The sequence below is a fragment of the Okeania sp. SIO2B9 genome (genome assembly GCF_010672505.1).
In the GTDB taxonomy this organism is placed as follows: domain Bacteria; phylum Cyanobacteriota; class Cyanobacteriia; order Cyanobacteriales; family Microcoleaceae; genus Okeania; species Okeania hirsuta.
The window spans coordinates 1-5,674 of sequence record NZ_JAAHGK010000404.1; the positions used below are offsets into that span (position 1 = coordinate 1).

Consider the following 5,674-nt stretch of genomic DNA (forward strand, 5'->3'; position numbering starts at 1 on the left):
CAACCATGCCCATTACTTGGCGCAACCGCACTACGGGATTATCCAAGTTAAAGCTGAAAGAGATGGGCATGGTTGTGTAGGAATATTGCCGTGCGATCGCCTTAAGGGGCATTTCTACCGTTAAGTTAAAGTGGTGAGACAGCAGGGGAGAAATTCCTTCAATTACTTCTCGCCGGTAAGCTTTAAAGGCATTGGTAGTATCATTGAACTTTAAGCCAAAGAGAACTGAAATGAATAAATTGGCGAGGCGGTTCACCATTAACTTGTGGGTGGGGTAGTCAATAACTTTACCTCCCCTGATAAACCTAAAACCGAACACGCAATCGTAGCCTTCTTGCAGCTTGTAATAGTAATCTACAATATTTTCTGGCGCATCCGAACTATCTGCCATCACGATGGCTACCCCGTCTCCTAGAAAATTCTCTAAACCGCAGCGAATGGCAAAGCCAAAGCCGTTAGGGTAATAGTTATTAATGTAGCGCACCTTGCTGTTTTGAGCACTTAGCTGCCTTAACAAGGCTTCCGTGCGATCGCGACTGTTGTCATTGACCACCAAAATTTCGTAAGCAATCTTTTCTGCTTCTAGAAGTTGGCTGATAGATTGAACGGTGGTTACAATGCAACCTTCTTCGTTGTGAGCCGGAATCACAATGGAGAAAACCTTAATCCTTTTGGATGTTTCCGCTCGTGGTGGTTTTGGTAAAGAACAGCTATGGGCCAGTGCCGGAGCCAATCCCTCTGGGTAATAGATTTCTGAGGAAAAATCTGCTTGTCGCTGAGCATGAGAATGTTTAACCGGAGTTTTAAAGACTAAGTTATCGCTAATTACATAGTTAAGAGTAGCATTGATTAATACCCCAACTAAGGTATTAATTGCGTAATTAACCCCCCACCAATCTAAGAGAGGAAAGACCAAGAATATACGAGCCACCACAGCAGTTCCTGCAGAAACATGGTAGAGGGGAAGTTGTCGCCAGAAAACTTCTCTAAATGTCCAACTGCCCCCCGGCCAAACCCAAATCCGATAGACAAAAAAACTAAATAAAAGTGAAAGTTCGATTGCTATTAGATTAGCGACATTGTCATAGCTGTGGATGTTGTCGCGTACCTGCTTGCCTTTATAGCCGTAGATTTGATAAGGCTCTCCGGTGATGGTACATTTCATTAAGTTAAGATAGAAAGCCATGCAATTTAGTTCCCGAGTGACTTTGCCCAGTTAAACATCCGTTCTTAGAAACCTATGATTATCTATATAAATCTATGATTTTCTATAAATAATCTGTTCTATTCTTGCTTCAATCTGGCAACGTCGGCGTTATCCAGTCCACAAGCTGTCACGGTCGTTCGCGTTAGCGTTGCGGAGCAAACTGACCGCCATAGCTAAATTTAACGCTGCATTTAAGTCTCGTTCGCGCTAGCGCTGCGGAGCAATCACAGCTAAAATTGCAGTGTTCACAGTTGAATACAGGCTCCGATAAAGACAGAGACTCGCGATTCAGTTCCACACCTACTGCAGGTTTTAGAACTAGGAAACCATCTATCCACAATGGTTAAGGATGAACCATATAACTCACACTTGTACTCTAGCTGTCTACGAAACTCATAAAAACCCATATCACCAACAGCCTTAGCTAGCTTGTGATTAGCCATCATACCTGATACATTAAGGTCTTCTATTACTATCTGGCTGTGGTTTTTCGCCAAATAAGTAGGCACGTTTATGCAATGTATCTTTTCTGATGTCAGCAACATTAGTGTGTAGTCTCGCTATTTTTAGCTGTGCTTTTTTCCAGTTATTAGAAAACTTGACTTTATTTCGATTCAAGTATTGCAACAAGCGAAAGTTTAGCTTCTAACTTTCTATAGGATTTAGCTCCTGGAAATACTTCACCAGTTGAGAGTGAAGAAGCGTGATTTCACACCCAAATCTACACCAACTACATCAACTGATTTCTCAGTGACTTGAGGTTCTGTTTCTATCTTGAAGCTAATGAACCAACGATCGGCTTTTTTAGTTATAGTTACAGATTTAGGAGTAACATGATCTGGCAAGATTTCAAAAGTTTTTATCCATCCAATTCTTGGTAATTTTATGTGATTAAAGCCTACCGATATTGAGCCATCTAGAGTAAAACTATCATCCCTACCTTTTTTCTTGAATTTAGGTTGACCAGAAACTTTGCTAAAGCAGCGTTTCCAAGCAACGGACAAATACCTCAAAGCATATTGAGGCGCTGTTTTAGAAACCTCGTAGTACCAATAGTTTTTAGGTTTAACCATTGCTACTAAAAGTTTATGCAGGTCGATAGATGTGGGAAATTTAAGTTTACTTTCAGGATTATTGAAATTGTGATTAAGGATGTTCCTAGTCAACCATAATCCCCAATTCCAAGCGTGACGAGCTACGCCAGTGTGTTTAGCTAGCAGCGTTTTTTTTTATTATAGGGGATTTTTCGGATCTCTAAGAGGCTGTTTGTAAATAATTATGAAGTATTAGTAGCGATCGCTAAACGTTTGAGCATTAAACTAATCATTGAAATATGAATAAAGGCTTCGCTGTTGCGAGAATATTCTTCATAATCTTTAGAAAGTCTACGATTACGGCCTAACCAAGCAAAAGTTCTTTCCACTACCCAACGTCTAGGTAAAACTTTAAACCCTTTTTCAGTTCTGTTAACAATAGCGAGTTTATATGACAAGATCGATTGATGACTAAAAAGATCAACAGTGGATTTGAGTTAATTGAACAATCTTCCTACTTATTTCCCCAGACTTGATATTAAGATCGGAAAAATTATCCTCTCATACTCATACATAATTTTTCAAACAGATATAATTATTATGAGTTTTTGATTTTTAATTTAAAAAAAAATCGACAAAAATCGTAATCTGCTGAAAAATCAGAAAATAATGATATACTTATTCTAAGTTGGTAATTATGCCTATATACTTGACTTTTGATTCAATATTAATACACCCACTAGGTCAACCCAAACCAAAAGTTTTAAGCATAACAATAGATTCTACGGATTTTAGAGTCACTTAACTGTACTACCTAAGTATTAGTAGGTAGACAAAAAGTATATATAAAGATGAATCAAAACCGCATCCAAGCCTATATAAATCTAATTCAACAACTATTAAATAGCCCCACAGAAAGAAAAGATAAAATCCTAGCAACTAACCAAAAATTACTAGATAAAGGATTACTCCAAACAATAATAATGATGGCACAGACATCAGCAGAAAAAGGGAACGAGGAAGCTCAAGAACTATTACTCACCTTTGCAGTAGAACTATCAGAAAAATTAGACATTTCAATTACAGAAAACACCTCAGCAACAGCAACCCCTTTAGAATATTTAGAATTCTTAACCCAGGTATTACAAGCAACCCACGAAAGCAAAAACAATCCTCAAATTATTCACCCTATTTTGCAAGAAAACCTCAACAAATTAGACCAAGGTTTAGTAGAAACCTTACAAACTTGGGCAACTTCAACCTTAGTAGAAATTAAACCAGAAGAAGCTCATAGTATTGCTGCAGATATAGTTAACTTCAGTAACCAGATACAAGAGTTTACTCTTGGGGATAAAGCAGATAACTTAGAAATAGCAATTACGGGATATAAAACAGCATTAACTGTATACAATAATGCTTATAAAACTCATAACTGGGTAAGCATTATCAACAATCTTGGCACTGCTTACCTCAACAGAATTTATGGAGATAAATCTGTAAATATTGAGCAGGTAATAGAAATTTATCAATCAGCATTAAAATTAATAGATCGAGAAGATATCCCCCAAGACTGGGCAAGAATTCAAAGTAACTTAGGTAATGCTTATAGTCATAGAATTGAAGGAGATAAAGCCAAAAATATTGAACAATCAATAATCGCTTATGAAAGAGCATTGGAAATTATTACCCAAGAAAATTTTCCCCAACAATGGGCAACTATTCAAAATAATTTAGCTAATACCTACTTAACAAGAATTACAGGAAAAGTCGGCGATAATATTGAATTAGCAATAAATGCTTACCAAAAAGCATTACAAATGATTGATCGGGAAAAAAATTCTTTAGACTGGGCAGTAACTCAAAGCAATCTTGGTAATGCCTATCTAAATAGAATGACAGAAAATGTAGAGAAAAATATTGAGCAAGCAATTACAGCTTATCAGCAAGCATTAAAAATTATTAATAGGGAAAATAAACCTTACCAGTGGGCAAATATTCAAAAAAATCTGGGCATTGCTTACTTAAATAGATTTATAGGACAAAAAAGCAAAAATATTGAATTAGCTATTACAGCTTATCAACAAGCATTAACAGAAATTACTCCTATTGATTCTCTATTAGATTGGGTAATAATTTCCATAAATCTGGGCACTGCTTACCTCCACCGAGATACAGCAGAAATAATCGAAAATATTGAACTATCAATTGTAGTTTATCAACAAGTGCTGCAAGTTATTAATCCAGAAAAATTTGCTTTATGGTGGGGAATTATTCAAAAAAATCTTGGTGATGCTTATAGTTATAAAGTTAGAGAAAATAAAGTCATAGAAAATATAGAAAATATTGCTGATTTTTATCAAAATATTGAACTAGCAATTACAGCATATCAACAAGCATTAAATATTTTTACTGTAGAAAGTTTTCCACTTGAATGTCTACAAATTTATCGTAAATTAGGCGATTTAGGATTTCAAAATGAAAATTGGCAACTTGCTATTGAAAGTTATCAAATAGCAATTAAGTTGCTAGAAACAACTCAAAGTTTGGCAAATACCGAAATATCTTACAAAGAGATGTTAGCTGAATCAATTTATATGTATGGGAACATAGTCGAATGTTATGTCAAGATTGAGGAATATGAACAAGCATTAGAATATGTAGAAGCTTCTCGTTCTCGTCGTTTAGTAGAGTTAATGATGATAAACGATATTTATAAAAATGAGGAAAAACCAGCAGAAGTAGAAGAATATTATGATCTACAACAACAAATTAATCAGCTCAATTTTGATACTACTAGAATTAATAAACCAATTACAGTGGGAAGTAGATTTAGCATCAAAGAAATTAAATCAGAGAATCAAGAAAAGATTGCTTTATTGAAAGAAAAACAGCAAAAAATTTGGCAAAAAATTTGGAATAGCGATCGCGTACTAGCGGAACAGTTACAAGTGACATATCTGAGTTTTTCAGAGATTCAGCAGTTAGTAAAGGATAAACAAACTGCCATTATAGATTTTTATTCAACTAGAAATAATACCTATATATTCCTTCTGAATCAGCAGCAACTTACTGTTCATATTTGTCAAGGAGAGGGAATTGATAAATTACAAACTTGGATACATGATAATTGGTTGAAACTCCATGCAGAAAATAGTAGCGAATGGCAGAATCAAATGGAGGCTTTTCTTTCAGAATTATCAGAAAAATTAGAATTCAATCAACTGATAAAACAACTGAATGAGATAAAAGGAAAAATTGCTTATGGATAGTCTTCGACACGCCACTTCATGTCTTATACCAATTTGAAAAAAGAATGCTATGCTTAAGTGATACTTCAACTATTAAGTAATTAACACAGGCTGAATAAATTTTTTGATAATTAGCACGCCAGTTATTGTTAATTATTCTTATTTTTACTACTCTCCTACTCCCC

Annotated in this window: 4 protein-coding genes and 1 pseudogene; 1 reads left to right on the forward strand and 4 read right to left on the reverse strand. The window is 35.3% G+C overall.

Annotated features, from left to right (window positions below):
- The 4 genes and pseudogenes from F6K13_RS15500 to F6K13_RS15520 form a co-directional block, all read right to left on the reverse strand.
- The coding region (locus F6K13_RS15500) for a glycosyltransferase (protein WP_353735669.1) at positions 1–1,186 on the reverse strand (1,186 nt) is incomplete at its 3' end.
- A 266-nt stretch (positions 1,187–1,452) separates the two neighbouring features.
- The gene (locus F6K13_RS15510) at positions 1,453–1,752 is read right to left on the reverse strand and encodes a zinc ribbon domain-containing protein (RefSeq protein ID WP_338043243.1); all 300 of its coding nucleotides are present in this window, start codon (positions 1,750–1,752) and stop codon (positions 1,453–1,455) included.
- Between the two features lie 135 nt (positions 1,753–1,887).
- Entirely contained in the window at positions 1,888–2,373 is a 486-nt protein-coding gene (locus F6K13_RS15515; RefSeq protein WP_240039145.1) for a hypothetical protein, read from the reverse strand.
- Positions 2,374–2,483: 110 nt separating this feature from the next.
- Positions 2,484–2,666 (reverse strand): annotated as a pseudogene (locus tag F6K13_RS15520) (transposase); the annotation flags it as partial.
- Between the two features lie 426 nt (positions 2,667–3,092).
- Between F6K13_RS15520 and F6K13_RS15525 the strand changes: the two are divergent.
- Positions 3,093–5,510, forward strand: a complete 2,418-nt coding sequence (locus F6K13_RS15525; protein ID WP_287287797.1) for a tetratricopeptide repeat protein — start codon at positions 3,093–3,095, stop codon at positions 5,508–5,510.
- The last annotated feature ends 164 nt before the right edge of the window (positions 5,511–5,674 follow it).

What these genes read in the sequence shown, in the direction of transcription:
- F6K13_RS15510 (WP_338043243.1), bottom strand. Translation starts at nt 1,752, where the DNA reads ATGTTGCTGACATCAGAAAAGATACATTGCATAAACGTGCCTACTTAT.
- F6K13_RS15525 (WP_287287797.1), top strand. Translation starts at nt 3,093, where the DNA reads ATGAATCAAAACCGCATCCAAGCCTATATAAATCTAATTCAACAACTA.